At 64.9% G+C, this 26,627-nt stretch carries 27 protein-coding genes; 10 read left to right on the plus strand and 17 right to left on the minus strand.

The window, feature by feature from the left end:
* Positions 1–173: 173 nt before the first annotated feature.
* Both GGD65_RS27735 and glsA read left to right on the plus strand, forming a co-directional pair.
* A complete protein-coding gene (locus GGD65_RS27735) occupies positions 174–2,249 on the plus strand; it encodes a TRAP transporter permease (RefSeq protein WP_183237254.1) in 2,076 nt (691 codons plus the stop codon).
* 21 nt (positions 2,250–2,270) lie between these two features.
* Positions 2,271–4,118: a glutaminase A gene (gene glsA / locus GGD65_RS27740; protein WP_183237255.1), complete on the plus strand. Its 1,848-nt coding sequence runs from the start codon at positions 2,271–2,273 to the stop codon at positions 4,116–4,118.
* Positions 4,119–4,124: 6 nt separating this feature from the next.
* On the opposite strand, the gene GGD65_RS27745 is transcribed toward glsA, so the two are convergent.
* From GGD65_RS27745 to GGD65_RS27810, 14 genes are all read right to left on the minus strand, one after another.
* On the minus strand, positions 4,125–4,427 hold the full coding sequence (locus GGD65_RS27745) for a nucleoside triphosphate pyrophosphohydrolase family protein (RefSeq protein WP_179730823.1): 303 nt from the start codon (positions 4,425–4,427) through the stop codon (positions 4,125–4,127).
* A 26-nt stretch (positions 4,428–4,453) separates the two neighbouring features.
* The gene (locus GGD65_RS27750) at positions 4,454–4,981 is read right to left on the minus strand and encodes a carboxymuconolactone decarboxylase family protein (RefSeq protein ID WP_018319845.1); all 528 of its coding nucleotides are present in this window, start codon (positions 4,979–4,981) and stop codon (positions 4,454–4,456) included.
* Between the two features lie 481 nt (positions 4,982–5,462).
* On the minus strand, positions 5,463–5,822 hold the full coding sequence (locus tag GGD65_RS27755) for a Zn-ribbon domain-containing OB-fold protein (protein ID WP_183237256.1): 360 nt from the start codon (positions 5,820–5,822) through the stop codon (positions 5,463–5,465).
* Positions 5,819–6,955, minus strand: coding sequence for a thiolase family protein (locus tag GGD65_RS27760; RefSeq protein ID WP_183237257.1), 1,137 nt, complete (start codon positions 6,953–6,955; stop codon positions 5,819–5,821). Before GGD65_RS27760 ends, GGD65_RS27755 begins: the two co-directional genes overlap by 4 nt.
* Positions 6,956–6,965: 10 nt before the next feature.
* A complete protein-coding gene (locus tag GGD65_RS27765; RefSeq protein ID WP_183237258.1) occupies positions 6,966–8,165 on the minus strand; it encodes a CaiB/BaiF CoA-transferase family protein in 1,200 nt (399 codons plus the stop codon).
* Positions 8,166–8,291: 126 nt separating this feature from the next.
* Positions 8,292–8,498, minus strand: a complete 207-nt coding sequence (locus GGD65_RS27770) for a hypothetical protein (protein WP_018319840.1) — start codon at positions 8,496–8,498, stop codon at positions 8,292–8,294.
* A gap of 123 nt (positions 8,499–8,621) precedes the next feature.
* A complete protein-coding gene (locus GGD65_RS27775) occupies positions 8,622–9,791 on the minus strand; it encodes an acetyl-CoA acetyltransferase (RefSeq protein WP_026202261.1) in 1,170 nt (389 codons plus the stop codon).
* A 61-nt stretch (positions 9,792–9,852) separates the two neighbouring features.
* On the minus strand, positions 9,853–10,503 hold the full coding sequence (eda, locus tag GGD65_RS27780) for a bifunctional 4-hydroxy-2-oxoglutarate aldolase/2-dehydro-3-deoxy-phosphogluconate aldolase (RefSeq protein WP_018319838.1): 651 nt from the start codon (positions 10,501–10,503) through the stop codon (positions 9,853–9,855).
* A 26-nt stretch (positions 10,504–10,529) separates the two neighbouring features.
* On the minus strand, positions 10,530–11,504 hold the full coding sequence (locus GGD65_RS27785; protein ID WP_183237259.1) for a sugar kinase: 975 nt from the start codon (positions 11,502–11,504) through the stop codon (positions 10,530–10,532).
* 24 nt (positions 11,505–11,528) lie between these two features.
* Entirely contained in the window at positions 11,529–12,515 is a 987-nt protein-coding gene (gene denD, locus GGD65_RS27790) for a D-erythronate dehydrogenase (RefSeq protein ID WP_018319836.1), read from the minus strand.
* 67 nt (positions 12,516–12,582) lie between these two features.
* On the minus strand, positions 12,583–13,518 hold the full coding sequence (locus GGD65_RS27795) for a carbohydrate ABC transporter permease (RefSeq protein ID WP_018319835.1): 936 nt from the start codon (positions 13,516–13,518) through the stop codon (positions 12,583–12,585).
* Positions 13,511–14,428 carry an ABC transporter permease subunit gene (locus tag GGD65_RS27800; protein WP_018319834.1) on the minus strand — a complete coding sequence of 306 codons (918 nt, stop codon included), beginning with the start codon at positions 14,426–14,428 and terminating at the stop codon, positions 13,511–13,513. Before GGD65_RS27800 ends, GGD65_RS27795 begins: the two co-directional genes overlap by 8 nt.
* A 100-nt stretch (positions 14,429–14,528) precedes the next feature.
* Positions 14,529–15,848, minus strand: coding sequence for an ABC transporter substrate-binding protein (locus tag GGD65_RS27805; RefSeq protein WP_018319833.1), 1,320 nt, complete (start codon positions 15,846–15,848; stop codon positions 14,529–14,531).
* Positions 15,849–15,894: 46 nt separating this feature from the next.
* On the minus strand, positions 15,895–16,962 hold the full coding sequence (locus tag GGD65_RS27810) for an ABC transporter ATP-binding protein (RefSeq protein WP_091954325.1): 1,068 nt from the start codon (positions 16,960–16,962) through the stop codon (positions 15,895–15,897).
* 202 nt (positions 16,963–17,164) lie between these two features.
* Between GGD65_RS27810 and GGD65_RS27815 the strand changes: the two genes are divergently transcribed.
* From GGD65_RS27815 to GGD65_RS27835, 5 genes are all read left to right on the plus strand, one after another.
* A complete protein-coding gene (locus tag GGD65_RS27815; protein ID WP_183237260.1) occupies positions 17,165–18,265 on the plus strand; it encodes a LacI family DNA-binding transcriptional regulator in 1,101 nt (366 codons plus the stop codon).
* 122 nt (positions 18,266–18,387) lie between these two features.
* Entirely contained in the window at positions 18,388–20,217 is a 1,830-nt protein-coding gene (locus GGD65_RS27820; protein WP_183237261.1) for an IlvD/Edd family dehydratase, read from the plus strand.
* A gap of 135 nt (positions 20,218–20,352) precedes the next feature.
* On the plus strand, positions 20,353–21,084 hold the full coding sequence (locus GGD65_RS27825) for an SDR family oxidoreductase (protein WP_183237262.1): 732 nt from the start codon (positions 20,353–20,355) through the stop codon (positions 21,082–21,084).
* Between the two features lie 16 nt (positions 21,085–21,100).
* Entirely contained in the window at positions 21,101–21,847 is a 747-nt protein-coding gene (locus tag GGD65_RS27830) for an SDR family NAD(P)-dependent oxidoreductase (RefSeq protein ID WP_183237263.1), read from the plus strand.
* Between the two features lie 7 nt (positions 21,848–21,854).
* Entirely contained in the window at positions 21,855–22,247 is a 393-nt protein-coding gene (locus GGD65_RS27835) for a GFA family protein (RefSeq protein ID WP_183237264.1), read from the plus strand.
* Positions 22,248–22,249: 2 nt separating this feature from the next.
* On the opposite strand, the gene GGD65_RS27840 is transcribed toward GGD65_RS27835, so the two are convergent.
* On the minus strand, positions 22,250–23,161 hold the full coding sequence (locus tag GGD65_RS27840) for a DMT family transporter (RefSeq protein WP_183237265.1): 912 nt from the start codon (positions 23,159–23,161) through the stop codon (positions 22,250–22,252).
* 89 nt (positions 23,162–23,250) lie between these two features.
* Between GGD65_RS27840 and GGD65_RS27845 the strand changes: the two genes are divergently transcribed.
* The 3 genes from GGD65_RS27845 (at position 23,251) to GGD65_RS27855 (ending at position 25,357) form a co-directional block, all read left to right on the plus strand.
* Positions 23,251–24,114: a LysR family transcriptional regulator gene (locus GGD65_RS27845; protein ID WP_183237266.1), complete on the plus strand. Its 864-nt coding sequence runs from the start codon at positions 23,251–23,253 to the stop codon at positions 24,112–24,114.
* 75 nt (positions 24,115–24,189) lie between these two features.
* Positions 24,190–24,870: a site-2 protease family protein gene (locus GGD65_RS27850; protein ID WP_183237298.1), complete on the plus strand. Its 681-nt coding sequence runs from the start codon at positions 24,190–24,192 to the stop codon at positions 24,868–24,870.
* A 64-nt stretch (positions 24,871–24,934) separates the two neighbouring features.
* Entirely contained in the window at positions 24,935–25,357 is a 423-nt protein-coding gene (locus GGD65_RS27855; RefSeq protein WP_183237299.1) for a hypothetical protein, read from the plus strand.
* Here GGD65_RS27855 and GGD65_RS27860 read toward each other — a convergent pair.
* Together GGD65_RS27860 and exbD are read right to left on the minus strand one after the other, a co-directional pair.
* The gene (locus tag GGD65_RS27860) at positions 25,345–26,157 is read right to left on the minus strand and encodes an energy transducer TonB (RefSeq protein ID WP_018319822.1); all 813 of its coding nucleotides are present in this window, start codon (positions 26,155–26,157) and stop codon (positions 25,345–25,347) included. The genes GGD65_RS27855 and GGD65_RS27860 overlap by 13 nt on opposite strands.
* A 9-nt stretch (positions 26,158–26,166) precedes the next feature.
* A complete protein-coding gene (exbD, locus tag GGD65_RS27865; RefSeq protein WP_018319821.1) occupies positions 26,167–26,625 on the minus strand; it encodes a TonB system transport protein ExbD in 459 nt (152 codons plus the stop codon).
* Between the last annotated feature and the right edge of the window lie 2 nt (positions 26,626–26,627).

Raw genomic sequence — 26,627 nt, forward strand, 5'->3', positions numbered from 1 at the left:
GGGTTGGGGAGAGGGTATCTCCGCAGTGGGATTCCCCCAGAGGAGACAGCCCTCACCCGGCGCTGCGCGCCGACCTCTCCCGCAAGCGGGAGAGGTTGAGGAGCCCGCGGCTTGATCGATTCAACCAACGGCCATTCGCTTAGTTAGTTACCAGCCCACGCGCGGGGTCGACGATGTCTTCTTTTTTTACCTCCACTGCCCCGCAAGACGAGACCAAGCGGATCGTGTTCGACGACCCCCATGGCGCGGCCGGCAACATGCAGGAGGCCGAAGTCACGCGCGTGCGCACCTTGCGCGGCGCCTGGCGCTGGACGCTGGTCGCAGCGACCGCGGCAACGATCCTGCTCTGCATCAACCAGCAGTTCTCGCTGCGCTTCTTCATCGGCTACACCCAGCTCAACACGGAGTATTTCTATCTCCTGATCGCGTTGATGCTGCCCTTCACCTTCCTGATCTTTCCCGGCACCGAGCGCGCGCCGCTCGACCGGATCCCCTGGTACGACCTCGTCTTGTTCGTCGCGACTTTCGCCGCAGCGCTGCTGCTGATGTCGAACGTGCGCAAGGCGGCGGAGGCCGGCTGGGAGTTCGGCGGCGCGCCGAACAACGTGATCGCGGCGGGGCTCGTGATGTGGGCGATGCTGATGGAGGCGTTGCGGCGCACCGGCGGCTGGAGCCTGCTGTTGAGCGTGCTCCCCTTCACGGTCTATCCGCTATTTGCCGAATCCAGCTGGCTCGGCCCGTTCCGCGGCACGCAATCGACGCTGGAGCAGGCGACCGCCTATCACGTGCTGTCGGGCGAGAGCCTGCTCGGCATTCCGATCCAGGCCTTCGCCGACACCGTGATCGGCTTCCTCGTGTTCGGCACCGCGCTGATGATGACCGGCGCCGGAAAATTCTTCATCAACCTTGCCTTCGCGCTGTGCGGCACCTTCCGCGGCGGCGCGGCCAAGGTCTGCATCTTCGCCAGCGGCCTGCTCGGCATGATGTCGGGCTCGATTATCTCCAACGTGCTGACCGCCGGCACCATGACCATTCCCGTGATGAAGAAGAGCGGCTTTCGCGCCTCCTATGCCGGCGCGATCGAGGCCTGCGCCTCGACCGGTGCGGTGCTGGCGCCGCCGGTGATGGGCGCGACCGCCTTCGTGATCGCGCAGTTCCTCAATGTCAGCTACGCCGAGGTCGCGGTCGCCGCCATCATCCCGGCCGCGCTCTATTATGTCGGCCTGTTCATGCAGGTCGACTCCTACGCCGCGCGCCACGGGCTGAAGGGGATTCCGCGCGCCGAGCTACCGCGGATCATGGATACGATCAAGGACGGCTGGTACTACGTCTTCGTCATCGCCCTGCTGATCGTGATGCTGCTCTACTTCAAGCGCGAAAGCCATGCGCCGTTCTACGCGACCGCGCTGCTGCTGGTGCTCAACCAGTTCTTCTCCAAGGACACGCGCTGGACCTTTGCGACGATCGGCAAATTCCTGGAGGTCAACGGCCGCACCTTCGTCGAGCTGGTCGGCATCCTCGCCGGCTGCGGTCTCCTGATCGGCGCGTTCTCGATGACAGGCGTGGTGTCGAGCCTCGCCAACGACCTCCTGCATATTGCCGGCGACAATCCCTTCCTGCTGCTCGGCATGTGTGCGCTCACCAGCCTCATCCTCGGCCTCGGGCTGACGACGACGGCCTGCTACATCTTCCTCGCCATCCTGGTCGCGCCAGCGCTGGAGAAGCTCGGGCTGAACAAGATGGCCGTGCACATGTTCATCTTCTATTGGGGCATGCTGTCCTCGATCACCCCGCCGGTCGCGATCGCGTCCTTCGCAGCCGCAGGCATTGCCGGCTCGCCGGCGATGAAGACGGGCTGGGAATCGATGTGGGTCGGCAGCATCATCTATTTCATCCCGTTCTTCTTCGTGCTCAATCCGGCGCTGGTGCTGCAAGGGCCGAGCCCGTATCTCGCCGGTCTCGGCCTGATGGGACTTGCGGCGTTCGGCACGCTGTTCATCTGCGGCGGCATCCAGGGCTATCAGCCCTTTGTCGGTGACCTCCGCCGCGCCGGCGCGCTGGAATGGCCGATCCGCGTGCTTCTGGTGATCGGCGGCTTCGTGGTGGCGACACCGGGCGGCGGGATCATGCCGCTGTCGCAGATGCAGGTGACGCTGCTGGGCCTTGCCATCCTTGTGCCCACGGCTTTGCTCGCCCTGCTGCTGGTCCGGCGGCAGACCGTGGTTCCGAACGGGTTGCGCGTGCCCTGATTGCGTTGCACAAGAGAGGCGATGACCCCGCTCTCGCCTCTCGCCGCCGCCTGGACCCGCTCGAAGCCGCCCTTGCTGCGGTTTCTGGACAATTGCCTCAACGAATTCTCCGCCGAAACCTCGGGCAGCGTCGCCGACTACATTCCCGAGCTGAGCAAGGCTGATCCTGCCTATTTTGGCATCAGCCTCGCGACACTGGATGGCCACGTCTACGAGGTCGGCGACTCCAGGGTGCCCTTCACCATCCAGTCGATGTCAAAACCGTTCGTGTTCGCGCTGGCGCTGGACCTTCTGGGCGCAGGCCGGGTCGAGAGCGCGATCGGCGTCGAACCGTCGGGCGATCCCTTCAACTCGATCCGGCTTAATTCCGAGAACCACCCGTTCAACCCGATGGTCAATGCCGGCGCGATCGCCTGCACCGGGCTGATTTACGACAGCAAGGGCGCAGATGCCTTCGAGCAGATTCGGCTCGCGCTGAGCCGCTTCGCGGGCCGCGATCTCGCCGTCGACGAGGCCGTCTACGGCTCGGAGAGCCAGACCGGCGACCGCAACCGCGCGATCGGTTATCTGCTCAAGACCAACGCGGTGATCTCCGACAACGTTGCAGCCGTGCTCGACGTCTATTTCCGGCAATGCGCGGTGCTGGTCACCGCGCGCGACATCGCGGTGATGGCGGCGACCCTTGCCAATCGCGGCGTCAATCCGGTCACGGGCGAGCAGGTGCTGACGCCTTACGCCATCTCCCGCACGCTGTCGGTGATGACGTCCTCGGGCATGTACGACTATGCCGGCGAATGGATCTACCGGATCGGCATTCCCGCCAAGAGCGGCGTCGGAGGCGGCATCCTCGCCGCCCTCCCCGCCCGCCTCGGGCTCGGCAGCTATTCGCCGAAGCTCGACAAGCATGGCAACAGCGTGCGCGGCATCAAGGTCTGCGAGGCGCTGTCTTCGCATTACGATCTGCACATGCTCAACCGCAGCGACGATGCGCGCAACGCCGTCATCGCCGACTACGATATCGGCAAGAGCCCGTCGCGCCGCGTGCGCCGGCCGCAGGAGCGCGAGATTCTCGCCGCGCATGAGCAGGAAGTGCGGATCATCGAGCTGGTCGGCACGCTGTCGCTGTCCGCGGTCGACTACGTCTCCCGGCGGCTCGCTGCCCGGCCCCGCCCCCAATTCGTGATCTTCGATCTGCACCGCGTCACCTCCACCACGCGCGCCGGCGCGCGGCTTGTCGCCGAAGCGTTCGCGGAGCTCGCCGCACTGAATGTCACGGTGGTGCTGTCGGGCGTCAGGCGCGCATCCAGGGAGTGGGACACGTTGCGGGAATGGACGGCCGAGCTGAAGAACGTCCGCGACTTCTACCTGCTCGACACCGCGATCGAATGGGCCGAAGACCAGATCGTCTACCGCTACGGCGGCTCGATCGACTTTCATGAGACCACCGAGCTTGCCGAGCAGCCGCTGCTCGAGGGCCTCGGCGAGGACGAGCTGGCGGATCTCGCCTCGATCTGCACCATCCGCACCTATCAGTCCGGCGCCAAGATTCTCACCACCGGCGATCGCGCCGATTCCCTGTTCTTCCTGCGCAGCGGCGCCGTGCACGTCACGCTGCCCGACGGCGTGCGGCTCGCGACGCTGACCGCGGGCATGGCGTTCGGCGAGATGGCGCTGCTGGAGTCCACGCGCTCGGCCGACGTCTTCGCCGACATGGCGGCGACCGCCTATGAGGCTCCGCTGCAGGAATTCGAACGCTTCCGCCAGCAGCACCCGCACGCCAGCGAGCGCATCATGCGCAATCTCGCCCAGCTCCTCGCCGATCGCCTGATCGTGGCGAACGCGAAGGTGGATATTTTGACGTCGACGTGAGCGAGCCTACCGGCTCGCCGCCTCGCTCAGCCGCCGCTTGATCTTCGCTGCACTCTTGTCGAGCAGCTCGGACGGTTTCTGGCCGGTCGTCGCGCAGAGGCAGGCCCAGTAGTAGATGACGTCGCCGAGCTCATCGACGAGGCCCGCCTTGTCGAGCCAGTCATCGCGCAGCAGCTTCTTGATGTGCTCGGCCACCTCGCCGGCCTCGCCCGCGAGGCCGAGACCGAGATAGGACAGCCGCTCGTTGGACGGATGTTCATCGACTTTCGCAACGCTCGCAGCCCAGGCCGCATATTCATCGATCGTCATTGGCATCCCTCGCCGCGGTGCTTCGATCAGCCCACCACTTCGGTGACGGGCTGGAGATCGATCTCGAACGTCTCCAGGAATTTCGAAGTCATGATGTAGAAGCCGACCGAGAGCTGGAGCTCGACCAGCGCGGCCGGCGTCAGCTTCGCTGCGATCGCCTTGAAGGTCGCATCCGTCGGCTTCCTGAGCTTCACGATCTCGTCGGTGAAGGCGAGCGCGGCGCGCTGCACCTCGTTGAAGCACGTCGCCGCCTGCCAGTTTTCGAGCGCCTCGTTCTGCGCGTCGGTGACGCCGACATTCTTGCCGATCCGCTTGTGCGCGACGATCTCGTACGGCGCCTCGCACAAGATTCCGGTGCGGGTGATCGCAAGCTCGCGCACGACCGGATCGAGCTCGCCCTTGTGACGGATGGCGCCCCCCAAGCGGCAGTACTGCTCGAAATAGCTGGGCGAGTGCGCCATCATGCGGAAGATGTTGGCGTTGCGGTTCTTGTCGAGAATTTCGCGGGTGCGGTCGGATGCCTTGGACGGGTCGCTGTAGCTGATGCGGGCCATGATTTTCCTGAAGTTTTCCCTGATTTTTTGATGCTTTTTGTCGTCGTCCGCGCAAGTTCCCAAAGACTCTATTCGCGCGAGGACGCAGGAGCAACATTATCGAGTCAAATTGCCGCCGCATTGCTGATTGACCCTGACACAGTCGATATTCGCCGCGTGGGGACAAATCGCGGTGAGTACTCGCAAATGGGGTGTTCCGAGTAAAACAATTGGCCATCGGGTGCGCTAGCCGCACAACGATGAGTCACGCCCAAGTCTAGGGAGAAAAAGGCATGAAGGAAGCCACCAAGGGGGCGGCCTCGGGAGCGCTCGCGCATATGCTGGCGGTGACGGCGATGCTCGTCATCGCCAGCATCTTGTTCTACGGGCGTTAGTTGGAGTTCTAGAGTTTTCGTCATTCCGGGGTGGCCCCTCGCACAGGCCAGGCCCAGAATACCCGTTCCAGGCTCGGTCCATGACCGCCCCCGAATGACGAATCCCGTTACGTTTCCTTCGTGAAGAACGGCACGAGCTCCCCGGCGAACGGTTTGAAGCTCCCGACGACCGAATCGCCGATCGCGAGTCCGTTGTCGCCATGCGCCATCATGCGAAAGCCCTCGGCGCAATCGACCAGCAAGATGTTGTAGGGCACGTGCGCGCGCGTCTCGGGCGTCGCGGCGCGGCAGACCAGCGAGGTGGCGTAGACCCTGCCCTTGCCGCTGGCGCGCTGCTCGTGCGGATCCGATTCGCCACAAGCCGCGCAGAAGGCGCGGTGGAAATACTGCACATGCCCGCATGAGTTGCAGGTCTGGTAGGTGATGGCCGCTTCGCCCTTGGTCCAGTCTGCCAGACGCCCACTCATCGCACTCGCTCCAGGAACATGCTCACATGCGATGACAGCACGCCGCCGTCGCCATGCAGCAACGCAATCGAGGCGTCGCGCACCTGGCGGCTCGCCGCCCGCCCCGTCATCTGCAAATGCGCCTCGACCAGATGCGCCATGGCGCCGCCGACGCCGCAATGGCCGTAACTGAGCAGGCCGCCATGTGTGTTCAGCGGCATCGCGCCGTCGCGGCTGAAATGGCCTGATCGCACGCGGGCTGCGGCCTCACCGCGGCCGGCAAGACCGAGGTCTTCCAGCAGCATCGCGAGTGTGATGGTAAAACTGTCGTAGATCGCGGCGTAGCGCACGTCGGAGATCGCAAGGCTCGTGGCCTTCTTGGCGCGGGCGATGGAGATCTCGGCGCCGAGTTCACTGAGCGCGGGCGCGGCCGTGACATGCTGATGGGTATGCGCCTGCGCGCAGCCGCGGATGCGCACGCCCGCCTCGCCGGTCCGCTCGCGGCTGATCACGAAGGCAGCGCCGCCGTCGGAGACCGGACAGCAGTCGAGCAGCTTGAGCGGCATCGCCACCGGCTTCGAGGCCATGACGTCGGCGACGGTAATGGGGTCGTGGAATTGCGCACCGGGATGGGTGCAGGCGTGGGCGCGCATCAGCACCGCGAATTCGGCGAGATCCTCTTCGGTCACGCCATATTCGTGCATGTACCTGCTGGCGACGAGGCCGTAATAGGCGGGAATGGTCGGCCCCAGCGGCACCTCGTAGTCGGGATGGCCGACCTGCGCCAGCGCCTGGATCGAGGCATCACGGCTCTGCCCGGTGAGCCGGTTCTCGCCGGCGACGACGAGCACGTTGCGCGCGACGCCCGAGGTGACGAGGTGATGCGCCAGCATCGTCATCGCCAGCCCCGTGGCGCCGCCGACCTGCACGGCGTGGGCGTAAGCGGGGCGGATGCCAAAGTGCTCGGCGAACACGGTCGCCAGCATGATGTGCGGCGAGACGGTGGAATAGCCGCAGAGGATGCCGTCGATGTCCGCACGCGTCAGCCCGGCATCGTCGAGCGCGGCTTGTGCCGCCTGGCTCATCAGGTCGAGCGAGGATGAACCTTCATGTTTGCCGAAGGATGTGAGGCCGACGCCGGTGATGAAGCTCATGGTGCCTCCCCTACTCCGGCGGCGAGCGCGTGATGCCGTCGCGGACCATGGCGGCGATCTCGTCGGCGGAGTATCCGATCTCGCGAAGAATCTCCGCGCCGTGCTCGTTGAGCCGCGGGGCCAGCCGCACCGGCTCGGCCTCCGTCTCCGACCAGGTCGCCGTCACCTTCATGCTGCGGATCGGGCCCTCGGTCGGATGGGTCACGACGGGGAAGAAATTCGTCGCCGCCAGATGCTCGTCGTGCAGGATCGAGGCGAGGTCGTGCATCGGCATCACGGGGACATCGGCCTTGGTCAGCAGCTCGATCCATTCGGCGGTCGTGCGCGTCTCGAAGATGCGCGCGAGCTCGGCATAGACCACATCGATATTGGCGGCACGGCCGGCGAAGGTCGCAAATCTGGGATCGGCGCGGAGGTCGTCGCGCGCGGTCGCCTTGAAGAAATTGTCCCACTGCTTGTCGTTGTAGACGATGACGCTGAGATAGCCGTCCGAGGTCTTGTAGGGCCTGCGGTCGCGCGAGAGGTGGCGGGCATAGCCGCCCTTGTCGAGCGGCGGCTCATAGGTGAGACCGCCCATGTGATCGCCCATGACGAAGCCGGCCATGGTCTCGAACATCGGGATATCGACCCGCTGGCCGCGTCCGGTGCGGTCGCGATGCACGAGACTGGCGCAGATCGCGCCGACGGCGGTAAGGCCGACGATACGGTCGACCAGCGCGTTCGGCACATAGCGCGGCACGCCGTCCCCGGTCTGCGCCATCAGCGCCGGCAGCGCGGTGGCGCCCTGGATCAGATCGTCATAGGCGGGCTTTGCGGCATACGGGCCATCCTGGCCAAAGCCGAACACGCCGGCATAGACGAGGCGCGGGTTGATTTTCGAGACGACGTCGTAGCCGAGCTGAAGCCGCGCCATCGCCTGCGGGCGGACGTTGTAGACGAGAACGTCGGCGTCCTTCAGCAGTCGCAACACGGCCTCGCGGCCCGCCGGCTTTTTCAGATCGAGGCAGATCGAGCGCTTGCTGCGGTTGGTGTTGAGGAACACCGGGCCCATGCCGGCGTGGCGCATCGGGCCGATCAGGCGGGTGACGTCGCCATCGAGCGATTCCACCTTGATGACGTCGGCGCCGTAATCGCCGAGCATCTGGGTCGCATAAGGCCCCATCAGCACGGTGGTCATGTCGATGACCTTGATGCCCTTCAGCGGCCCCATCATTCGCTCCCGATTGCGCGGGGGCCAGGCGCGGCCCCGCGATTTCGGTCCAGCTAAAGGCAGCAAAGCCGCGCGCACAAGGGCGGCCGGCGTATGGCCGCATGCGCCGCGCGGTGATATCGGCGGCTATTTCTTCTGGCGGGATTCGCGGATCTTGAGGAGCCGGTCGAGCTCTTCGTTCTGCTGGTTGATCCGGTCGGCGATGCGCGACTCGTTCTGCTCGCCTGAAGCGGCCGCGGCCTGCTCGATGAGCTGCCTTATATTGTCCTCGAGGATCGCAATTCGACCGTTGAGTGCGTCCATCGACAGCGAGTCTTCGTAGTCAGTGCTCATGATGCTCTTCCGCCAATCAATCAGGAGCCATAGGGTGGGCCAGGCGAAGCGGGCCCACCATGATCTAACGCAAGGAAGATGATGGGCACGGCGCCTTCGCGCCTTTGCCCACCCTACGAGAGCCTACTTCAGCGGCTCCAGCACCGAGACGTAGTTGGCGACAGCGGCGCCGCCCATGTTGAAGATGCCGCCGAGCTTGGCGTTCTTGAGCTGCATGCCCTCGGGCGCCTGGCCTGCGAGCTGCATCGCGGTCATCACGTGCATGGAGACGCCGGTGGCGCCGATCGGATGGCCCTTGGCCTTGAGGCCGCCGGACGGATTGACCGGCAGCTTGCCGTCCTTCAGCGTCCAGCCTTCCTTGATGGCGCGGGCGCCCTGCCCCCGCGGCGTCAGGCCCATCGCTTCGTATTCGATCAGCTCGGCCACGGTGAAGCAGTCATGGGTCTCGACGAAGGAGAGATCGGACAGCGTGACCCCCGCCTTTTCCAGCGCGCGCTGCCAGGCGACGGTGCAGCCCTCGAACTGGAGGATGTCGCGCTTGCTCATGGGCAGGAAGTCCTGGGCGTGCGCGGTGGCGCGGAAGCCGATCGACTTGGCCATGCCCTTGGCGGTCTCGGCGTCGGCCAGCACCAGCGCGGCGGCGCCGTCGGAGACCAGCGAGCAGTCGGTGCGCTTCAGGGGGCCGGCGACGTAGGGATTCTTCTCGCTCTCGGCGCGGCAGAAGTCGAAGCCGAAATCCTTGCGCATCTGGGCGAAGGGATTGGCGACGCCGTTCTTGTGGTTCTTGGCCGCGATCAGCGCCAGCGCGTCGGACTGGTCGCCGTATTTCTGGAAGTAGGAGCTGGCGATCTTGCCGAACACGCCGGCAAAGCCGCCGACGGTGTCACCGTCCTCGGGCAGGTAGGATGCCTTCAGCAGGTTCTTGCCGATCTCGGGCCCCGGGGTGCGCGTCATCTGCTCGACGCCGACGACCAGGACAATCTTGGCGGCGCCTGCGGCAATCGCGCGCAGGCCCTGGTGCACGGCGGCAGAACCGGTGGCGCAGGCGTTCTCGACCCGGGTCGCCGGCTTGAAGCGCAGCTTCGGGTCGGCCTGGAGCACCAACGAGGCGGTAAAATCCTGCGGCGAGAAGCCCGCGTTGAAATGGCCGAGCACGATCTCGTCGACATCGCCGGCCGAAATGCCGGCATCGGCCATCGCCTCATTGGCGACGCGGGTGACGAGGCTTTCGACGGTTTCGGTGTCGAACTTGCCGAACGGCGTATGCGCCCATCCGACGATGCTGGCGGTCATGGTCATGTCTCCCTGGGGTCTCTCTTCCTGAGCTAAGTCTTAGCGCAGGGATGGCAAGACTTCACGCGGGTTTCAGGGCCTTGAGCGTGCGCTGGCAGATGGCAGTTATGCCGGCCCAGTTCCCGGCCTTGATCTCGGCCGTCGGGCACAGCCAGGAACCGCCGACTGCGACCACGTTGGGCTCGGCGAGCCAGCTCGCCGCATTGGCCTCACCGATGCCGCCCGTCGGGCAGAACCGCACGTTCGGGAACGGGCCGGCGAGCGAACGCAGGCCCTTGATGCCGCCGGCTTGCTCGGCCGGGAAGAATTTTGCAACGTCGAGGCCGTGCGAAAGCGCCAGCATCAGTTCGGACGCCGTGGCGATGCCCGGCGCGAACGGCAGCGAGCTGTGGGCTGCGGCCTTCAGGAGATCGGGGGTCAGGCCCGGGCTGATGCCGAAGGCGACGCCGAGCTTCTCGACACGGGTGAAGTCGGTGGGATTGAGGATCGTGCCGATGCCGACGACCGCCTCCGGCACTTCGGCCATCATCGCCCGCGCCGCCTCGATCGCAACCGGGGTGCGCATGGTCACCTCCAGCGTGCGGACGCCGCCGGCGACCAGCGCGCGCGCCAACGGCACGGCATCCTGGATGCGCTCGATGGTGAGCACGGGAATGACGGTCGCTGCCTTGAACAGCGCGGCGAGATGGTTCTGTTGGGCAGTCGTGGTCATAGGTCTCGATCTTTACTTGGTCGCTTCTACTTGGTCGCCTGGCGGGAGGTCGCCGGCCGGTGTCGTTTCTTCGGCGGCATGGCATAGCCCGGAATAATGGCGCCGGAATAGCAGATCACGAGGCTGGCGAGGCGATGCCCGGCCTGGGCGGCCTCGACCGGATCGGAACCGGCGAGCCGGGCCGCGATATAGGCCGCGGCAAAGCTGTCTCCGGCCGCCGTGGTGTCGACGACGGGGCTGGTCATGGGTTCGGCACGGACCTCGCTCGTTCCGCCGGGGAAGCGCAGCAGGCTCACGGGCTCGGCGAGACGGAACACCAGCTCGGGCGTCGGGATACGTGCCATCAGCTGATCGTTGCTCTCGCCGGGATAGAGCGCGAGCAGATCTTCGGTGGAGGTCAGCACGATGTCGGCGGCGGTGAAAGCAGCCGCAAATACCTCGCGCGCGACGTCGCGGTCCGGCCACCCCCGCGCGCGAAAATTGGTGTCGAACACGAAGCGGGTGCCGAGCAGGCGTGCGCGCTTGATTGCCGCGAACAGGCGCTCGCGGCCGGGCGCATCGTAGATCGAGAGCGTGATCGCGGAGAGATAGACGATGTCGTAGCTCATCAGCGAGTTGAGGAGCTCATCGGTCTCTGGCAGGCTCATCAGCTGCCGCGCCGCCGCGCTGTCGCGCCAGTGAAAGAACTGGCGCTCGCCCTTCGCATCCAGCTGGATCATGTAGAGGCCGGGCAGCTTGCCGGCCAGCCGCGCGACGCGCCTTGTGCCGACATTCTCCGCGTTCCAGGCCGCGATCATCTCGTCGCTGAGGCCGTCATCGCCGAGCGCGGTGAAATAATCGACCTTGACCTCGAGCCGCGCCAGATAGACGGCGGTGTTGAGGGTGTCACCGCCGAAGCCGCGCGAATACAGCCCGCCGCCCTGCCCTTGCCCGGCAGACGCGCCGCCTTGCGCCTGCCTGAGCTCGACCATGCATTCGCCGATGCAAGCAACGCTCGCCATCACCAGGGCCCGCTCAGTCGGAGATCATGCGACGAAGTTGCCGCCGAGCTCGTCTTCGATGTGAATGCGGATGATGTCGTCGAAGGTCTTCTCGGCAGTGGTGAAGCCGAGCTCGAGCGACCGCTTCGCATTGAAATTGCGCGGCCAGCCGCCGACGATGCCGACGATGAAGGGATCGGGCTCGCGCTTGATGCGCGCGGCGACCTTCTCGCCCGCAACCCGCTTCAGGGCAGCGATCTGCTCGCCGACCGTCGCCGACAGGCCCGGCATGGTCAAATTGCGGCGCGGGCCCACCGCGGCGAGATCCATGGTGCCGGCGTGCAGCAGGAATCCGACCGCCGAGCGCGGCGTGGCGTGCCAGTGGCGGACATCCTCGGAAACCGGGAGCACCGCTTCCTTGCCGGCCAGCGGCTCGCGCAGGATATTGGAGAAGAAGCCGGATGCCGCCTTGTTGGGCAGGCCGGGCCGGATGCAGATGGTCGGCAGCCGGATGCCGATGCCGTCGAGGAAGCCGCGGCGCGAATAGTCGGCCAGCAGCAATTCGCCGATCGCCTTCTGAGCGCCGTAGCTGAGCAGCGGGGTGTGGAAGAACTCGTCGCCGATCGCATCCGGGAACGGCGCGCCGAACACCGCGATCGAGGACGTGAACACCACGCGCGGCTTGTAGCCGCCACCGACCAACCGAATGGCATCGAGCAGCATTCGCGTGCCATCGAGATTGATGCGGTAACCCTTGTCGAAATCGAGCTCGGCCTCGCCCGAGACGATCGCGGCGAGATGGAAGATCACGTCCGGGCGGCCGGCGATCAGCTTTTCGGCAGCGCCCGGCACGGCGAAATCGCCCGACACCGTCTCGACGGGGAAACCAGCCTTCTCGGGCTTCTTCGGCTCGACCACGTCATGCATGGTGAGCTTGGTGATGTCGCTCTTGCCGAGCCGGCCGTCACGCAACAGCCGTTCACACAATTTGCGGCCGACCATGCCGGCGGCGCCCAGAACCAGAACGTGCAAGAGCTTAACTCCTTGGTTATTGGCCGGAGCGCGCAGCCTCCGGCGCGCTCCGTGGCAGACCCCGCGATTATTCCTTCACGGCGCCGGTCATCGCGGACACATAATGCTCCACGAAGAAGGCGTAAAGGATGACGAGCGGCAGCGAGCCGGCCAAGGCTCCGGCCATCAGCGAACCCCAGCGGTAGATGTCACCGTCCACGAACTCGTTGACGATCGCGACCGGCACCGTCTTGTTGCTGGTCGACTGCAGGAAGGTCAACGCGTAGATGAACTCGTTCCAGCACAGCGTGAAGCAGAAGATGAAGGCCGAGATCAGGCCGGGGATTGCGAGCGGCAGAACGATCTTGACCAGGATCTGCCAGCGGCTCGCACCGTCGATCAGCGCGCATTCCTCGAGCTCGAACGGGATGGTCTTGAAATAGCCCATCAGCAGCCAGGTCGAGAACGGGATCAGGATGGTCGGATAGGTCAGGATCAACGCCAGCGGCGAGTCGAACAGCCCGTACTGGAACACGACGGTGGCGAGCGGGATGAACAGGATCGACGGCGGCACCAGATAAGCGAGGAAGATCAGCCCGCCGACGAGATTGGCGCCCTTGTAGCGCAAGCGCACGATGGCGTAGGCAGCCAGCACCGACGCGATGATCGAGAGCACCGTCGCGCAGACGGCCACGTACATCGTGTTCCAGAGCCAGTACGGGTAGTAGCTCTCGAACAGCAGCTTGTGGAAATGCTTGAAGGTCGGATTCCAGGTCCAGAACGGGTTGTACCTGTCGAGATCGAGCAATTGCTCGTCCGGCTTCACCGAGGTCAGCGCCATCCAGTAGAACGGGAACAGCAGAACGATGACGATGATCGCGAGCGGCAGGTACAGCGTCACCATCCGGCGCGGCACCGACTGCAGATAGCTCATGCCCTCGCTGTGATCGTCCTTCGCCACCGTCGGAGAGGATCCCGATAGCACGGCCTTGAGATCAACGGACCTGGTGGGCAGATCAGTCATTGTTCTCTCCCTGCTGCCATTTCCTGCGCTGGAGGCCGAACCACGAGACCATGATTGCGGCGAGCAGGAACGGGATCATGGCGCTCGAGATCGCGGCGCCCTCGCCCAGCTGCCCGGCGATGATCGCGCGCTGGTAGGACAGCGTCGCCATCAGATGGGTGGCGTTAACCGGTCCGCCGCGCGTCATCGCCCAGATCAGCTGGAAGTCGGTGAAGGTGAACAGCACCGAGAAGGTCATCACGACGGCGATGATCGGCGTCAGCAGCGGATAGGTGATGAAGCGGAAATTCTGCCAGCGCGTGGCGCCGTCGAGCGTTGCGGCTTCATAGAGCGAGGGCGACACCGTCTGCAGGCCGGCCAGCAGCGTGATCGCGACGAACGGCACGCCGCGCCAGATATTGGCGAATATCACGCAAATGCGTGCCCAGGTCGTGTCGCCGAGGAAGTTGATGTTCTGGTCGATCAGGCCGAGATGCCTCAGCGACCAGGAGATGATGGAGAATTGCGAATCGAAGATCCACCAGAACGCCAGCGCCGAGAGCACCGTCGGCACGATGAAGGGGATCAGGACCATCGCGCGCAGCATCGCCTTGAACGGCATGTTCTCGTTCAGCAGCAACGCGAGATAAAGCCCGATCGCGAATTTGAGGGCGCTGGCGACGAAGGTGTAGAGCAGCGTGTTGAACACCGACAGCCAAAAGATGGAATCGTCCCACAGCCACTCATAGTTCTCGGTGGCGACGAAATGCCCGACCCTGCCGATGCGGGTGTCGGTGAAGGACAACCAGATGCCTAGGCCCAGCGGATAAGCCAGGAAAAAGATCAGGAAGGCCATGGCCGGCACCATGAACCAGAAGCCGAGCCAGTTGCGATTGTGTTTGAGCTGGGTCCAGGCGCTGTCCTCGCTCATCTGAGGCTTGGCCCGGGGAATTGCGACATCAGCCATGCCCGATATCCCTGATCGAAATGTTGACGAGCGGGCGGCCGAATGGCCGCCCGCCCCGTGACGCTCAGCGGTAGATGCGCTTCAGCTGGCGCTCGGCTTCCGCCATCGCGCCCTTCGCATCCTTGGTGCCGGTGCAGTAGTTGGCGAACATGTCGACGACGATGAAGTCGGCGATGGCCGTCGCCGCCTTTTCGCCGACCGAACCGATACCGGCCGCCGGCAAAGTGCGCTTGGACGCCTGCGAGAACACGGCATTCTTGGGATCCGCCGTCCAGATCGGCGCCGACTCATAAGCGTTCAAGGTCTGCGTGAGATAGCCCTGCGCGCCGTCCAGCCACTTCTCGTAATTCTCCTTCTCCAGCATGAAGGCGACGAAGGCCTTCGCCGCATTCGGATATTTGGTGAAATTGAAGGCGAGGATCGGCAGCGCAAGCTGCAGCTCGGTCGGCTTGCCGACCGGTCCGACCGGCCAGAGCGCGTGATAGGTGTCCTCGGCGAGCTCCTTCTTGCTCGCATCGGTCTTGGCGGCGACGTAGATCGAGATGCCGTTCGCCGTGCAATAGAGCTCGCCGGCGAGGAACGCCTTGTTGTTGGAGGAATCGTTCCAGGACGCGGTGCCCGGGATGAAGGCATCGTACAGCGACTTGCAATATTCAAGCGCCTTTGCCGTCTCCGGCGAATTGATGATGATCTTGTCGTTCTGGTCGACCGTGTAGGCGCCGTGGCCCCACAGCACCCAGTGCAGCCACGAATTGCCGTCGCCCGAGGCGTGCCCGAGAGCGAAGCCGGCCGGCGTGTTGTTCGCCTTCAGCGCCTTGCACATCTCGAGGAAGCTGGGGAAGTCCTTCGGGAATTCCTTGAACCCCGCCTTGTCGAGCGCCGACTTGCGGTACGTCATGTAACCGCCGTTGGTGGCGACGGGAATACCGAGCCAGTCGTTGCCCTGCTTGCAGGTCTTGGCGGCCGCATCGGTCCAGCCGCCGTATTTCTTGCCGAGATAATCGGCGACGTCGTTCATCTTCAGCACTTTGGTGGGGAACAGCTGCGGCAGCGTGTGCAGGCCCCAGGCGAGATCGAGCCCGGAGCCGGTATTGGCCGCAACCGAAGCCTTCGGCTGCACGTCCTCGAAGGATTCGCTGAACACGTTCATCTCGGTGCCGGTGGCAGCCTTGAACGCCGCGACCATCGCGTTGAACGCATCGTCCTCAGCCGGCACGAAGCGCTTCCACCGCATCACGGTCAGCTTGGCGCCAGGCTCCGCCTTCCAGGGCGCGCTCTGCGCCCAGGCCTTGGCGAAATCGAACAGTGCCGGCCCGGTCAGCATGCCGGTCGCAGCCAGTGCCGTTCCGCCTTGAAGCAGAGTCCGGCGGGTAAAGTCTTGCATGTCGTCCTCCCTGTGATGCTTTTTATTGTCTTGACTTAAACTTACGCTACGCGTTCAGGCGCTTTCCCGTCGCCTCGTCGAACAGATGCACCAGTGACGGGTCCGGCTTCAGCCGGACCTTGTCGCCCGGGTTGAACTGGTGGCGTTCGCGGAAGACCGCGACGACCTGCTCGCCGCCGATCTTGGCGAACACCTGCGTCTCCGAGCCGGTCGGCTCGACCACGATGATCTCGGCTTCGGCGCCGTCGTCGGCAATGGTGAAATGTTCGGGCCGCACGCCGTAGACCGCGGGACGGCCGTCGGACGCCGCGGGCGCGGTCTTGAGCGGCAGCTTGACGCCGTTCGGTCCCTCGAAGGTCGCAACGCCGTTGACGCGCACATGCCCCTTCAGGAAGTTCATCGCGGGCGAGCCGATGAAGCCGGCAACGAACTGGTTGTCGGGCTTGTCATAGAGCTCGAGCGGCGTGCCCATCTGCTCGACGATGCCGTCATGCATGACGACGATCTTGTCGGCCATGGTCATGGCTTCGATCTGGTCGTGGGTGACGTAGACGGTCGTCGTCTTCAGCCGCTGGTGCAGCTCCTTGATCTCGGTGCGCATGGCGACGCGCAGCTTGGCGTCGAGGTTGGACAAGGGCTCGTCGAACAGGAAGACCTGCGGGTCGCGCACGATGGCGCGGCCCATCGCGACGCGCTGGCGCTGGCCGCCGGAGAGCTGGCGCGGATAGCGATCGAGCAGCGGCGACAGCGCGAGGATCTCGGCGGCGCGCTTGACGCGCTTGTTGATCTCGTCGGCGCCCGCATTCCGCAGCTTCAGCGAGAAGCCCATGTTGTCGGCGACCGTCATGTGCGGATAGAGCGCGTAGTTCTGGAACACCATCGCAATGTCCCGCTCCTTGGGCTGGACATTGTTGACGACGCGGTCGCCGATCGAGATCGTGCCGGAGGTGATGTTCTCGAGACCGGCGAGCATGCGCAGAAGCGTCGACTTGCCGCAGCCGGAGGGGCCGACCAGAACGACGAACTGGCCGTCCTCAATCGGTACAGTCACGCCGTGCAGGACTTCAAAATTGCCGAACGATTTCCGCACGTCGCGGATTTGCACAGACGACATCTAGCTCCCTCCTCGAAAGTCCACGGCGCCTCTAGCGCCGCGACCGTCTTGTTTTTTCAGACTTCACCGAACTCGGCCCGATCTTAGCGGGCAACATTGTCGGCAGTTTGTGCGGTTTTGGCAATTTGTCTTTGGTTAGTCGTTGCTGGTAGCGCTGTCAACGTTCCTTTGTTTGCGGGACTGACTGTGTTAAGAGCAGCAAATGGGTCGAAAACGCACCAAGTCAGGCAAGATCCGGCTGGCGGAAGTCGCCGAGCTTGCCGGCGTCAGCCCGATTACGGCGTCCCGCTTCTTCCGTAATCCGGAGGCCCTCTCGGTTGCCAAGCGGACACGGGTCGAGAGCGCCGCCAAGGAGCTCGGCTATGTGCCGAACCTTGCGGCCCGCGCGCTGGCCTCGCAACGCACCGAGGTGATCGGTGTCTTGATCCCCTCCCTCACCAACAACGTGTTCTCGGACGTGCTGCGCGGCATCTACGACGCGTCCGAAGGCAGCCGTTACTCGATCCAGCTGTCCAACACGCGCTACAGCATCCTCCAGGAAGAGAAGCTGCTGCGACTGTTTCTGGCGCAGAAGCCGGCCGGGCTGATCGTCACCGGCATCGACCAGACCACGGAATCGCGCGCCATGCTGGAGGCCGCCGATTGCCCGATCGTGCAGATCATGGAGATCGGCCCCGACCCGGTCGACATGATGATCGGCTTTTCGCACTATGATGCAGCCCGCGCAGCGGTTGCGCACCTGTTCGAGCAGGGCCGCCGCAAGATCGGCTTCGTCGGCGCGCGCATGGACCCGCGGGTGCAGCGGCGGCTGGACGGATATGTCTCGGCGATGAAGGATGCCGCACTGTTCGAGCAGCGCCTCATCGTCACCACGGCGACACCGACCTCGGTGACGCTGGGCGGCGCCCTGTTCACCGATCTCCTGGCGCGCGAGCCGAATCTCGATGCGGTGTTCTGTGCCAATGACGACCTTGCGCTCGGCGTGCTGTTCGAATGCCGGCGCCGGGAGATCGCCGTCCCCGAGCAGATCGCGATCGTCGGCTTCAACGACCTCGAATTCATGGCCTCCGCCGTCCCCACCCTTACCAGCGTGCGCACCAACCGCTACGAGATGGGCAAAACGGCCGCCACCATGCTGATCGAGGCGATCGACGGACGGCGCCCGGAGCAGCCGGTGCTCGATCTCGGCTTCCGGGTGATCGAGCGGCAAAGCTCGTCGCCGCGCCATTCAGACAGCCGGCCGACCGTCTCGGGCGTGGGCGCGGCGAACAAAATGGTAGCGTTACCAAGTAGCCATGACTAGTATCGCATTTGTGAGGAAACGACCCGCCAGCGGGCCAGCGATCCGTCATTCGCGCCGTTGGGCATCGCACAAGCCGACACCCTAGGACGGACGCCAGTGCGTTTGCATTGCAGGAGAAACCAATGACAAAAAAACCGACCAATGGGCATGCGCCCGCCGGCAACGGCTCCCGACGCCACCTTCGCTCCCAGGAATGGTTCAACAACCCGCATAATCCGGGCATGACGGCGCTCTACATGGAGCGATACCTCAATTACGGCCTCACCCGTGCCGAGTTGCAGTCCGGCAAGCCGATCATCGGCATCGCCCAGACCGGCAACGACCTCTCTCCCTGCAACCGCCACCATATCGAGCTTGCCCATCGCGTCCGCGAGGGCATCCGTGAGGCCGGCGGCATTGCGATGGAATTCCCGACCCATCCGATCCAGGAGACCGGCAAGCGCCCGACCGCCGCGCTCGACCGCAACCTCGCCTATCTCGGCCTGGTAGAGATCCTCTACGGCTATCCGCTCGACGGCGTCGTGCTCACCACCGGCTGCGACAAGACCACGCCGGCCTGCATGATGGCGGCGGCGACCGTCAACCTGCCCGCGATCGTGCTGTCGGGCGGCCCGATGCTCAACGGCTGGCATGCCGGCGAACGCACCGGCTCGGGCACCATCGTCTGGAAGTCGCGCGAGCGGCTCGCCGCGGGCGAGATCGACTATGAAGAGTTCATGGAGATCGTGGCCTCGTCGGCACCCTCGGTCGGCCATTGCAACACCATGGGCACCGCCTCGACCATGAACGGTCTTGCCGAAGCGCTCGGCTTCTCGCTGCCGGGCTGCGCGGCGATCCCCGCGCCCTATCGCGAGCGCGGCCAGATCGCCTACGAGACCGGCAAGCGCGCCGTCGAGATGGTCTGGGAAGACCTCAAGCCCTCGGACATCCTGACCCGCAAGGCGTTCGAGAACTGCATCGTGATCAATTCGGCGATCGGCGGCTCGACCAACGCGCCGATCCACATCAACGCGCTGGCCCGCCACATCGGCGTCGAGCTCACCATCGAGGACTGGCAGAAGGTCGGCCATGACGTGCCGCTCCTGGTCAACATGCAGCCGGCCGGCTTCTATCTCGGCGAGGAATTCCACCGTGCCGGCGGCGTACCTGCGGTGGTGCGCGAGTTGATGAAGCACAAGCGCATCCATGAGGACGCCGTCACCGTCAACGGCCGCGGCATCGGCGAGAACTGCAAGGACGCGCCGGTCCCCGACAACGACGTGATCTGGGCTTACGACAAGCCGCTGGTGAAGGACGCCGGCTTCCTGGTGCTGAAGGGCAATCTGTTCGATTCCGCGATCATGAAGACCTCAGTGATCTCCAAGGAATTCCGCGACCGCTATCTCAGCAATCCGAAAGACCCCAACGCATTCGAGGGCCGCGCCATCGTGTTCGAGGGTCCGGAGGACTATCACGAGCGGATCGACGACGCCTCGCTCGATATCGACGAGCGCTGCGTGCTGTTCATCCGCGGCACCGGGCCGATCGGCTACCCTGGCGGAGCCGAGGTCGTGAACATGCAGCCGCCGGCAGCGCTGATCAAACGCGGCATCCTGTCCCTGCCCTGCATCGGCGACGGCCGCCAGTCCGGCACCTCGGGCTCGCCCTCGATCCTGAACGCCTCGCCGGAAGCTGCCGCCAATGGCGGGCTTGCGATCCTCAAGACCGGCGACAAGGTCCGCGTCGACCTCAACAAGGGCAGCGCCAACATCCTGATCTCGGACGAGGAGCTGAAGAAGCGTCACGCCGAGCTCAAGGCCAATGGCGGCTTCAAGCATCCGCAGAACCAGACGCCGTGGCAGGAGATCTATCGCAACACCGTCGGCCAGCAATCGACCGGCGCCTGCATGGAGCTCGCCACGCGCTACCAGAACGTCGCCGGCACGTTTGGCGTGGCGCGGGATAATCACTGAACTGGGCACCCGTAGCCCGGATGGAGCGTAGCGAAATCCGGGTTCACCATCCGCGAACGCAGGATCCCGGATTACGCTGGCGCTCCATCCGGGCTACGGCGTCACGGCAATGAGGAAATCGAGGAGAACAAGAAAATGGCAGACCGCCTCAAGGGCAAACGCGCCGTCGTCACGGCTGCAGCCGCCGGCATCGGGCGCGCATGCGCCCTCGCATTCGCGCGTGAAGGCGCAACCGTCATCGCCACCGACATCAATGAAGCCGGCATCGCCGGCCTGACCAAGGAAGGCATCGCCGAGGTCGCAAAGCTCGACGTCCGCAACACCGCCGACGTCAACGCCTTCGCCAAGCGTATCGGCAACATCGACATCCTGCTCAACGCGGCCGGCTTCGTGCACCACGGCACCATCCTGGAATGCTCGGAAGAGGATTTCGATTTCTCGTTCGACCTCAACGTCAAGTCGATGCACCGGACCATCAGGGCCTTCCTGCCCGACATGATCGCGGGCGGCGGCGGCAGCATCGTCAACATCTCCTCCTGCGCGGCCTTGAGGCCGCCGGCGAACCGCTACGTCTACAGCTCGTCGAAGGCGGCAGTGTCGCTGCTATCGCGTGCGGTCGCGCTCGATTTCATCACCAAGGGCATCCGCTGCAACTCGATCTGCCCCGGCACCGTCGAGACGCCCTCGATGCTCGACCGCGCCGCCGCGCAGGGACCGCAAGGCAAGGAGATGTTCATCTCCCGCCAGAAGATGGGCCGGCTCGGCACCGCCGAGGAGATCGCATCGATGGCGGTCTATCTCGGCAGCGACGAGAGCGCCTTCACCACCGGCGTCGACCTCGTCGTCGACGGCGGCTACATGCTCTGATCCAAGGGGCACCGGCATGAACAAGATCGACCTCAACGGCCGCGTCGCCATCGTCACCGGCGGCGCGCAGGGTTTTGGCCGCGCCATCACCGAGCGCCTCACCGCCTCCGGCGCCAAGGTCGCGATCTGGGATTTTGACTCCGCGCTGGCCGAGAAGACGGCGAAAGAGATCGGCGGCGAGACCAAGGTCTTCAAGGTCGACGTCACCGACACCGCGGCCGTCGAGCAGGCGCGCGATGCGACGCTCGCCGCGTTCGGCAAGATCGACATCCTCGTCAACAATGCCGGCATCGCCGGCGTCAACAAGCCGGTCTGGGAAACCGACCTCGATGAATGGCGCAAGGTGCTGCGCATCAACCTCGACGGTCCCTTCATCGTCTGCAAGGCCATCGTGCCCGCGATGCTCAAGCAGAAATACGGGCGCATCGTGAACATCGCCTCGATCGCCGGCAAGGAAGGCAACCCGAACGCCTCGCACTATTCGGCGTCCAAGGCCGGCCTGATCGCGCTGACAAAGTCGCTCGGCAAGGAGCTCGCCGCGCATGACATCCTCGTCAATGCTGTGACGCCGGCCGCGGCCAAGACCGCGATCTTCGACCAGATGACGCAGCAGCATATCGACTTCATGCTGTCGAAAATTCCAAAGGGACGCTTCGTGCTGGTCGAAGAGCTCGCCGCGATGGTGGCCTGGCTCGCGTCCGAGGACTGCGCCTTCTCGACCGGCGCGGTGTTCGACATCTCGGGCGGACGCGCAACCTATTGAGGGCAGCATGATCCGGGAAGGCGGATGCCTGTGCGGCGCGGTCCGGTTCAAGGCGGAGGGCGAGCCGCTCAACGTTCGCGTCTGCCATTGCCGCAACTGTCAGAAGGCGATGGGCTCGCCCTTCTTCGCCCGCGCGCAGTTCGACCAGCGCGCGCTGAGCGTCGAAGGCGAGACCGAGCGCTATGCATCGTCCGAGGCGATCGACCGCGTGTTCTGCAAACGCTGCGGCACGCGCCTGTTCGCCTGGCGGCGCAACGGCACGCTCGCGGGCGTGTCCCTCTCCGTGTTCGACGATCGCAATGCCTTCGCGCCGACCGAGCACATCTGGGTCTCGGAAAAGCCCGCCTGGCTCAAGCTCGACGACGGCCTGGTGCAATATCCGGGAACGATCCCGGCGTGATGTCAGGCTTGGCCTGACGCAGACGCGCTTGCCGCCGGCGCCCGCCGGCCCGTTGTCGTCGCGATCCAGATCCCGCCAAACACCGCGACGATGCCGGCCGCCAGATTCCAGCGCAACGGCTCGTTCAGCAGCCAAGCGCCGACCAGGGACGCCGTGATCGGGTTGACCGTCACCGAGATCGCGACACGCGTCGGCGTCGTCCGCTCCAGCGCGAAAGCCCAGAGATAGAAGGTCAGCGCCGCGCCGAATGCACCGAGATAGAGAGCCGCCAGCCATTGCGGCGCGCCGAAGCCCGCGACCGGCGCAAAGCTGCCGCGGATCCAGGAGAGCAGGATGAGGCAGGCAGCGCCCGCCGCCATGCTCATGGTGGTGAAGGCGATCGGGCTGGAGCGCCGGATCAGTGGCTTCGACCAGATACCATACAGTGCCATGCACAGTGCGGCCGCCATCATCAGGAGGTCACCGCGCCAGGCGCCCGGCGGTGCCGAGGTCAGGTCGGAGAGAAGCGCTACAGCAACACCCAATGTCGCAATCACCACGCCGATCGATTTGCGCCAGGTCAGCGCTTCGGCACCGAGCGCGGCGCCGATCACGAGGGATAACAGCGGCAGCGTGGATAAGGCGAGCGCCCCGCGCGCGGCAGTGGTGAAGATCAACGATGCATTGAACAGGATCGGAAACAAAGCGAAGAACAGCATGCCGAGCCCGGTCGCGGCGGCCCAGTCCGCTCGCGGTGGCCAGCGATCGCCGCGCAACAGCGTCAGGGGCAGCAGCAGGAGGAAGCCGATGCCGAAGCGGAACGAACCGATCGCCAGCGGATCGAGGTTGCTCACGAGATAGCGCGTGGCGCCGATCGAGGTGCCGCCAAGACCGCTCGACAGCACGGCCGCCAGAACGCCGGAGATTTCGCCCACGCTTCCTCCCGTCGATACTTCGAAGGCAGCATACGAGGCACGCCGAAACAAGGAATGGAATTTCCGTGATGCTGGGATAAGTTTTCGTCATGAGCGCCCCCGATCTCGATCCCGACCTGCTGAAGGCGTTTCTCGCGGTCGACGAGCATCGTTCGTTCACGCGCGCGGCCGATGTGCTCAATCGCACGCAATCGGCGGTGAGCGTCCAGATCAGGCGGCTGGAGGAGCGGCTTGGCACCAAGCTGTTTCAGCGCACCAGGGCTGGCGTCGTGCCGACCGCGACGGGTGAAGCGTTGCGCGCTTATGCGCGGCGCATTCTCGCACTCAACGCGGAGGCCGTCGGGGCGCTCCGCGCACGCAAGGCCGACGCCGTCGTTCGTCTCGGCGTGATGGACGATTACGGCACCATCGTCATTCCGCCGCTGCTGGCGAGCTTTGCCAGGCACCATCCTCTGGTCCGGGTCGAGATCGAGACGGGACTGACCGCGACGATGCCGGCGCGGCTCGGCGATGCCTACGACCTCGTCATCGCCATGCATCCGCAAGGATGCGGCGATGGCGAGTTATTGAGGCGCGAACAGGCGGTCTGGGCCGCCGCCCCATCCTATCGGACCGCGGCGCAGTGTCCCCTTCCCATGGCGCTCTACCCGCCGGGCTGTCTGTTTCGCCAGTGGGCTGCGGAAGCGCTCGACGCCGCGGACCTGCCCTGGCGTCTCGCCTATGTCAGCCGGACGCTCGCTGCGGTCGAGACGATCGCGGCTCAAGGGCTCGCAGTGACGGTGGTAAAGGCCGGGACCTTGCCGCCGAGCCTTCGTGCGCTGTCCGATCGTGACGGCATGCCGCCGTTGCCGGCGGCGGAGATCCGCCTCCACCGCGCGAACGACCTGTCGACCGCAGGCGCCCACCTGGCGGATCATTTGCAACGGGCAATTTCGGAATTGGGCGCCATATAACGCTAGATCGTGATGGATTGTGGCCCTATACGGCCTGCTTTGCGAAGCGCGCAGGCAAACCAGGACGGACGAGCCGTGAACATTTCTTTTTATGACCTTTCCGTCTGGGTGCTGCCGCTGGTGCTCGCCATCACCTTCCACGAGGCCGCGCACGCCTTCGTCGCCGACCGGCTTGGCGACAACACAGCCGCACAGCTCGGCCGCGTCAGCTTCAACCCCATCAGGCATATTGACCCGTTCGGCACCCTGATCCTACCGGCGATGCTGCTGTTCGCGCACTCGCCGTTCCTGTTCGGCTACGCCAAGCCGGTGCCGGTCAACTTCCGCAAGCTGAACAACCCCAAGCTGGACATGGTCTGGGTGGCATTGGCGGGGCCTGTCACCAACATCCTGCTGGCGCTTGCAGTGGCCCTCGCCTTCCACGCCCTGCCCCTTGCCCCCGCAAGCTCGGCGAAATGGGTCGCCGACAACCTCAAGAATGCGCTCATCATCAACGCCATCCTCGCGGTATTCAACATGATGCCGATCCCGCCGCTCGATGGCGGGCGCGTTGCGGTCGGGCTGTTGCCGCGCCCGCTCGCCATGCCGCTGGCCCGGCTCGAGCCGTTCGGGATGCTGATCCTGATCGGCCTGTTGATCCTGCTGCCCCTTGCAGGTTCCCAGTTCGGTCTAAATCTTGATGTTATTTCAGTAATACTGCGAACGTTGACCGGTTATGTGATTCAGGCTGTTCTCTTCCTGACCGGCAATGCGTAGTTGAGCAACCGCACCCGAACTTTAAGCCGAAGGGCCAGAGGCCGACTTGGTCAAAGCTGCCGATATGCTGATCGCGCGACGCGCGGACACCCGCGCCCGCGCCGATTTTGCCACCTGGAAGATGATGGCCAAGCTCAATGGGGCGTCCGCGCTCCCACCGGAGGCCCAGGAGTTTCTGGCGAGCTACCAGAACCTGCTGGCGCAGATGAGCGAGGGCGAGGCCACCGAGGCGACCATCGGTGCGATCTACAAGGCCTATTATGCCGAGATGGGCGGCGCGGGAACGGCACCCGACGTCCGCCCTCGCCCGCCTGAAGCAGCGGCGGACAATGTTACCGCTTTCCGCCGCCCGGCGCCGAAGCCAAAGACGACCAGCTTTTTCGGGGCTGGCGCGGCAGCTGGAACCCAGAAACGGCCGCTCCCGGTGGCGCTGATCTTCGCCTGCCTCGTCGTCGTCTATATCGGGATCCGGCTCTACTGGCGCTGAGCCGTCTTCTTCTTTTTCGCGTCGGCCGGCGTGAAGATGATATCGACGGTCCGCTCGAACCGATCCTCGGTCAGCCCGGCAGGCGGCTGCGGGATCGGATCGGACTTGCGGACAATCGAGACCGCGGCCGCGTCGTAGGCTGAATCCCCGGATGACTCCACGACATCCACCGACAGCACGTTGCCCTTCCGGTTGATCGCGAAGCTCACCTTGACCTTCTGGTTATTGGGCTGCTTGCCTTCCGGATTGATCTTGTGCAGCGACAAATGCGCGCTGATCTTGCGGTTCCAGTCGGCGGTCAGCCTCAGGATGTCCTTGCCGATGCCGATGACGGGCGCCAGCGCCTTCTCGGCCTCGCGCGCGTCCTCCTCGAGCGTCTGCCGTGCCGTCGCAACCGATTTCGGCGAGGCCTCGGCGGCCGGCGTTTCGACCGCCTGAATCTTCGGATCGTCTTCCGTCGGCTTCTTCGCGTTGTTCTCGGTCACGACGCGATCGGGATCCTCGACCTGCTGCGACTGGTCCTTTGGAAGCTCCGTCTCCTTGGTCTCGGCCTTTTGCTCGGGAAGCGCCTGCTGCTCCTGCATCGCTTCGCTGTCGGGCCCGGGCGGCAGATCGGTTTCGGGCGCCTTGGGCGATGCCATCTCCACGGCGAATTCCGCACCGTTCGCACCTAGGCCGTCGCCGTCCTCGTCAGCACGCAAATGAGCCAGCGCGAGCGCAGCACCGCCCAGATGGAGCACGAGCGCGGCCACCGCCGCCAGGATCCAGAGCTTCCGGGATGGTCTGTGTTCGTCCGACATAGCGGGCCTCTAAGGCTGAGCGGCGCCTGCCGCAGGCGCTCCCGGTGCGCCTTCCAGCGCCACCAGTTTCACCCGCGTATAGCCGCCTGAGCGCAGGAGCTCCATGACGCCCATCAACTCCCCGTACGGCACCGAACGATCGGCGCGCAGGAAGACGTACTTGTCCTTGCTCATGTCGGACAGTCCGTCGAGCGTCCCGATCAGCTCGGCCCGGTGAACGGGGTTCTCCCCGAGGGCAAGCGTCAGATCGGGCTTGATGCTGAGATAGGTCGGCTTGTCCGGCTTCTTCTGCGGCGTCGCGCTCGACGTCGGCAAATCGATCGGCAGGTCGACCGTGGAGAGCGGCGCTGCGACCATGAAGATGATCAGCAGCACCAGGATGACGTCGATGAACGGCGTGACGTTGATGTCATGCGTTTCCGAGAAATCGTCGTCGTCGCCGTCGTTGTCTGCGAGCGAAACGCCCATGG

The sequence above is a fragment of the Bradyrhizobium sp. CIR18 genome, assembly GCF_014198295.1.
Lineage (GTDB): Bacteria > Pseudomonadota > Alphaproteobacteria > Rhizobiales > Xanthobacteraceae > Bradyrhizobium.

Excerpts from the sequence above, each read along its gene's own strand:
- glsA (WP_183237255.1), top strand. The coding sequence starts at position 2,271 with ATGACCCCGCTCTCGCCTCTCGCCGCCGCCTGGACCCGCTCGAAGCCG.
- GGD65_RS27820 (WP_183237261.1), top strand. The coding sequence starts at position 18,388 with ATGACAAAAAAACCGACCAATGGGCATGCGCCCGCCGGCAACGGCTCC.
- GGD65_RS27855 (WP_183237299.1), top strand. The coding sequence starts at position 24,935 with ATGCTGATCGCGCGACGCGCGGACACCCGCGCCCGCGCCGATTTTGCC.
- GGD65_RS27835 (WP_183237264.1), top strand. The coding sequence starts at position 21,855 with ATGATCCGGGAAGGCGGATGCCTGTGCGGCGCGGTCCGGTTCAAGGCG.
- GGD65_RS27755 (WP_183237256.1), bottom strand. The coding sequence starts at position 5,822 with ATGAGTGGGCGTCTGGCAGACTGGACCAAGGGCGAAGCGGCCATCACC.
- GGD65_RS27815 (WP_183237260.1), top strand. The coding sequence starts at position 17,165 with ATGGGTCGAAAACGCACCAAGTCAGGCAAGATCCGGCTGGCGGAAGTC.
- GGD65_RS27765 (WP_183237258.1), bottom strand. The coding sequence starts at position 8,165 with ATGGGGCCGCTGAAGGGCATCAAGGTCATCGACATGACCACCGTGCTG.
- GGD65_RS27830 (WP_183237263.1), top strand. The coding sequence starts at position 21,101 with ATGAACAAGATCGACCTCAACGGCCGCGTCGCCATCGTCACCGGCGGC.
- GGD65_RS27775 (WP_026202261.1), bottom strand. The coding sequence starts at position 9,791 with ATGACCGCCAGCATCGTCGGATGGGCGCATACGCCGTTCGGCAAGTTC.
- eda (WP_018319838.1), bottom strand. The coding sequence starts at position 10,503 with ATGACCACGACTGCCCAACAGAACCATCTCGCCGCGCTGTTCAAGGCA.
- GGD65_RS27860 (WP_018319822.1), bottom strand. The coding sequence starts at position 26,157 with ATGTCGGACGAACACAGACCATCCCGGAAGCTCTGGATCCTGGCGGCG.
- GGD65_RS27785 (WP_183237259.1), bottom strand. The coding sequence starts at position 11,504 with ATGGCGAGCGTTGCTTGCATCGGCGAATGCATGGTCGAGCTCAGGCAG.
- GGD65_RS27845 (WP_183237266.1), top strand. The coding sequence starts at position 23,251 with ATGAGCGCCCCCGATCTCGATCCCGACCTGCTGAAGGCGTTTCTCGCG.
- GGD65_RS27805 (WP_018319833.1), bottom strand. The coding sequence starts at position 15,848 with ATGCAAGACTTTACCCGCCGGACTCTGCTTCAAGGCGGAACGGCACTG.
- GGD65_RS27750 (WP_018319845.1), bottom strand. The coding sequence starts at position 4,981 with ATGGCCCGCATCAGCTACAGCGACCCGTCCAAGGCATCCGACCGCACC.
- GGD65_RS27760 (WP_183237257.1), bottom strand. The coding sequence starts at position 6,955 with ATGAGCTTCATCACCGGCGTCGGCCTCACATCCTTCGGCAAACATGAA.
- GGD65_RS27735 (WP_183237254.1), top strand. The coding sequence starts at position 174 with ATGTCTTCTTTTTTTACCTCCACTGCCCCGCAAGACGAGACCAAGCGG.
- GGD65_RS27800 (WP_018319834.1), bottom strand. The coding sequence starts at position 14,428 with ATGAGCGAGGACAGCGCCTGGACCCAGCTCAAACACAATCGCAACTGG.
- GGD65_RS27825 (WP_183237262.1), top strand. The coding sequence starts at position 20,353 with ATGGCAGACCGCCTCAAGGGCAAACGCGCCGTCGTCACGGCTGCAGCC.
- GGD65_RS27795 (WP_018319835.1), bottom strand. The coding sequence starts at position 13,518 with ATGACTGATCTGCCCACCAGGTCCGTTGATCTCAAGGCCGTGCTATCG.
- GGD65_RS27745 (WP_179730823.1), bottom strand. The coding sequence starts at position 4,427 with ATGACGATCGATGAATATGCGGCCTGGGCTGCGAGCGTTGCGAAAGTC.
- GGD65_RS27770 (WP_018319840.1), bottom strand. The coding sequence starts at position 8,498 with ATGAGCACTGACTACGAAGACTCGCTGTCGATGGACGCACTCAACGGT.
- GGD65_RS27810 (WP_091954325.1), bottom strand. The coding sequence starts at position 16,962 with ATGTCGTCTGTGCAAATCCGCGACGTGCGGAAATCGTTCGGCAATTTT.
- exbD (WP_018319821.1), bottom strand. The coding sequence starts at position 26,625 with ATGGGCGTTTCGCTCGCAGACAACGACGGCGACGACGACGATTTCTCG.